General features: G+C 68.2%; 4 protein-coding genes and 1 tRNA gene. All 5 read right to left on the bottom strand.

Annotation, left to right across the window (positions count from 1 at the left end; genetic code table 11):
• Positions 1-165: 165 nt before the first annotated feature.
• Positions 166-762: a hypothetical protein gene (locus M0R80_31560; GenBank protein ID MCK9464180.1), complete on the bottom strand. Its 597-nt coding sequence runs from the start codon at positions 760-762 to the stop codon at positions 166-168.
• Positions 763-1,349: 587 nt separating this feature from the next.
• A tRNA-Gly gene (locus M0R80_31565) sits at positions 1,350-1,421 on the bottom strand.
• A gap of 123 nt (positions 1,422-1,544) precedes the next feature.
• Complete coding sequence (locus M0R80_31570; GenBank protein ID MCK9464181.1) at positions 1,545-1,883, bottom strand: carboxymuconolactone decarboxylase family protein; 339 nt, start codon at positions 1,881-1,883, stop codon at positions 1,545-1,547.
• A 3-nt stretch (positions 1,884-1,886) separates the two neighbouring features.
• Positions 1,887-2,450, bottom strand: a complete 564-nt coding sequence (locus M0R80_31575; GenBank protein ID MCK9464182.1) for a GNAT family N-acetyltransferase — start codon at positions 2,448-2,450, stop codon at positions 1,887-1,889.
• A gap of 9 nt (positions 2,451-2,459) precedes the next feature.
• Positions 2,460-3,886 (bottom strand): hypothetical protein (locus M0R80_31580; protein ID MCK9464183.1); only part of this gene is annotated, 1,427 nt, incomplete at its 5' end.

Here is a 3,886-nt window from a genome sequence, read left to right on the forward strand (position 1 = left end):
CATTGTAGATCACAGCGCGAGAAAGATTGGAACGGGGGATCTCCGCCACGATCCGATCCACCTTCACTTTTTTCGAAACCGCAGCCGACCGGCTGCTTCACGTCGGGATGGCCGCTAAACAGTTACCATTTTTCAGGGCGTTCCTTCGAGGCTTCGCCGCCGACTTCAATCCACGGTCCAGCAGTAGTCCGGCAGCTCGCCCTCGCACGGCTCGTTCCAGTCTCCCGAGCATGCGGCGTCGATGTCGGCAAACACGCTCGACACGAGGGCGATGTCGTTCACGGTCTCGGCGCGGTTGAATCCCGCGAAGCAGAGCGCCTCCGCGTCCGAGGTCGTGATCACGTTCCTGGGATAGAGGTCGGTGTCCTTGTTCTGGCAGAGGCCCTGGACGCACTCGTTCAGGTTGGACGGCTTCGACTGGGGACAGTCGGCGTCCTCCTCGCAGAGGAGCAGCCGACCATCGGCCGCCGTCGAGGCCCACATGCCGTCGTCGGGCGACTCGTCGCAGAAGGCGTAGATCTCCAAGAAGCGCCCGTTGCCCCACGAGGCGTACGGGCCCTCGCCCGTCGCACAGTCCGGGAGACCGGCCGGATCGATCTCGTCCGTGAAGCCCGGGAGGCAGCCGTCGCTCTCGCAGTTCCACTCCCAGCACGCCCCGTCCGGCGCCTCGCACACCTTCGTCGGGTTGCCCCAGTTGACGTTCTCTTCCGCGCAACCGAGGAACGCAAGCGCGCACAGCAGATGAATGTATGTCGCCTTCATGGCCGACTCCTTGAGCCGGAGCATACCAGAACTTCCGTCTCACGTGCTCGCCGACCGCCCGTGTTTTGCAGGGCACCATGTGGGGGCGTCGGGGAGCACTCCCATGGCAAGCCGTGTGAAGACCCACAGTACCAGAAGCCCCGCGCCTCAGAATTCGAGCGCCAGCCGCAGGCCTCCCGCGTTCTCGCCGGCAAAAAAGACGACAGCGCCGTGCTGGATCCACCCGACGTCGGCCGTTCTATGGCGGAGGGCCACCTGCCTTCTGCGACCCTTGGCGCCGGTGACGATGAGCGGAACACCGATGCCGAAGCTCGCTGCGCCGAACGCGAGCGTCGTCCATGCTCGGATTCGAAAGCGGCGCTCTTCCTCGGCGGTCTCTTCACGGCAGTCGTCTTCGCCACCGCAGTACCTGCCCGCGAACGTTCTCGAAGCCGCTGCCGGCGAGGCCGATCCGGACCGCAGAATCGTGAAAATGCTGTCCGCCAGGAGAGCACTGGCAGAGCAAAAGGCCGAAAACGCTTTTCCGGCCGAGGAGACACAGGCTCCAGATATGCGAAAGCCCTCGGGTATTCGCCGAGGGCTCTCGGAGCGGGAAACGGGATTTGAACCCGCGACTTCCAGCTTGGGAAGCTAGCACTCTACCACTGAGTTATTCCCGCCAGCCGGAGAGCAAAATAGGCGAGCGCCCCGTGTTCGTCAAGAGTCGTCGTCGGGGCAGGGCTCGCCCTGCCCAAGGGTGCCAACCCCGTGGGCGCAGCAAGTGGGCGCAGCAAGCGGCGCCCCTACGGTTTCAATTCGTCCCAGGCCTGGAGCGCCCGGCGCAGGTGGGGGATCGCGATCGATCCGCCGATCACGAGCCCTATCGCGAGCGCCTCGTCGAGCTCCTCGTCGGTCACGCCCGTCTCCTTGCACCCGATCGCGTGGTACTTCACGCAGTCGTCGCACCTGAGCACGAGCGACGCCACGAGCCCGAGCAGCTCCTTGGTCTTCCGCGGCAGCGCGCCGTCCTTGTACACGCGGGCGTCGAGCCCGTAGAAGCGCTTGATCGAGAGGCCGGCGTACTTCATGACGACCTCGTTCAGCGCCTCGCGCTCGGCCGCGAACTCCTCAACCGATTTCATGCCTCACCCTGCCCTCCCGTCCGCCCCGCGCAGGCGGGCGAACATCTCGACGTCGCAGAAGCGCCCGCGGATCGACACGCGCTCCGCGAGCCGCGCCTCGAAGGCCATGCCGAGCTTCCGGAGCACGCGCTCCGAGGCGGCGTTGCCGACCGCGCACTGCGCCTCGATCCTGTTGATCTCGAGCGACTCGAAGCCCCACCGCATCACCGCCTCCGCGGCCTCCGTCGCGTAGCCGCGGCCCCAGAACCTGCGGCCGATCGTGTAGCCGAGCTCGGCCCGCGCGTGATCGCGATCGACGCGGGTGAAGCCGCACGTCCCGATCAGGCGGCCGCCGCGCCGCGTCGTCACCCCCCACTCGAGGAGCCCCGGGTCGCGGTACGCGGACTCGACGGTCATCAGGTAGAGGACGGTCTGCTCGATGGAGACGTGGGGCTCCCACGAGACGAACTCGGTGAGCCGGGGGTCGCAGAGGTACGCGTACATCGCGTCCGCGTCCTCGACCTCGAGCTTGCGCAGGAAGAGGCGGCGGGTCGCGAGGGTCGGCGGCGGATCTTCGAAGAGCTCCACGCGGCGAGTCTAGAACGAACCGAGGATCGCGCTCAACAGCGAACCGCCCGCGGTCCCGCGGCCGGCCGCGTCGCAGCCGCACCCGCCCATCGAGAACGCCGTCGCGGTGACCGGGCCCGCGTCGCCGTCCGGATCGCCCGCGTCCGCGCCCGCGTCCTCCTGCGGGAGGAACTCCTCGTCCGCGGTGAACAGGCAGAGCTCGTCGATCGTCCAGCCGCCGTACTGGCTGCTGACGTAGTAGCTCCCGGGGTTCGACTGGAGCTCGAAGCGGATCTCGACCTCCGCCTGGCCGCCCGCGAGCGCGGAGATGTCGATGTCGGCCAGGATCCACTCCTTGTCCTGGTGGTGGGTGACGTGCGAGTCGGTCGCCGAGCCGGGCGACTCGAAGTTGCTCCAGACCTCCTGCTCGTTGACGTAGATGCGCGCCTTGTCGAAGTTGCCGTCCTGGACGTTCAGCCAGCGGCGGAAGACGAGCCGCACGGTCTCGTAGTCCGAGAGGTCGAAGGCGGGGCTGCGCAGGGTGTTGATCTTCCCGTCCTGGTACTTGCCGTTCCAGTTCTCGTCCGGGCCGAAGTACAGGCCGAGATCGTTGCCCCAGACGCTCTCGCCGGCGTACGCGCCCTCCGGATCGCCGCCCTTGCCGGTCGGCGTGTCGCGCTGCCAGTCGTCCGCGCCGAGGATGTCCTCGCCCGCGAGCAGCTCGTGGGTCCAGCCGCCGTCGTCCTCGCCCTCGAAGCCGTCGCACAGGATCTCGGCGAGCGGCCCGACGTAGATCGCGTAGAACGGCTCGGCCGCGTTGTCCGGGCGCGTGACCGTCTGCGCGGTGTCGAGCTCGTCGGCCTCGATCCGGTACCGGATCTCGGTCCCCGCGGGCATGGCCGGGAGCTCGGCCGCGTACCCGTCGCCGCCGGTCGACGCCATCGCGATCTCGGTCCACGACCCGCCCTCGTCGAGGCTGTAGGCGAGGCGGGCGTCGCCGAGCGTCGAGCACTCCGCCTGCAGCTCGTAGATCTCCGCGACCACCGGGATCGGGATCCCCGGCGCGGGCTGGAACGCGATCGGCTCGTGCTCGATGGCGATCCGGCCGAGCCCGCCGCTGGCCAGGCCGTGCGCGTCGAACGCGTCGTAGATCGGGCAGAGGTTCGGCGTGCCGTTCGCGAGATCGCCGTCGTCGTCGTCCGCCGCGAGCGCGGCCTCGAACGACGTGGGGATGTCCTCGGTGAGGCGGAGCATGTCGACGAAGATCTCCTCCGTGAGCCGGTGCCCGTCGGTCTCCCCCAGCTCCGCGACGAGCGCCTTGCGCAGATCCCACAGCGCGCCGCCGAGGATCAGCCCGTTGGAGTGCACGGCGCTCTCGTCCTCGATGAAGTCCTCCGGCCAGATCTTGTCCGGCTCGACGTCCCGGATGCCGCCGCCGCCCAGGTAGAAGCCCTGCC

This window comes from Pseudomonadota bacterium, assembly GCA_023229365.1.
Classification (GTDB): domain Bacteria; phylum Myxococcota_A; class Polyangia; order JAAYKL01; family JAAYKL01; genus JALNZK01.

Coding starts and splice junctions, on each gene's coding strand:
- M0R80_31560 (MCK9464180.1), bottom strand. CDS start 762: ATGAAGGCGACATACATTCATCTGCTGTGCGCGCTTGCGTTCCTCGGT.
- M0R80_31570 (MCK9464181.1), bottom strand. CDS start 1,883: ATGAAATCGGTTGAGGAGTTCGCGGCCGAGCGCGAGGCGCTGAACGAG.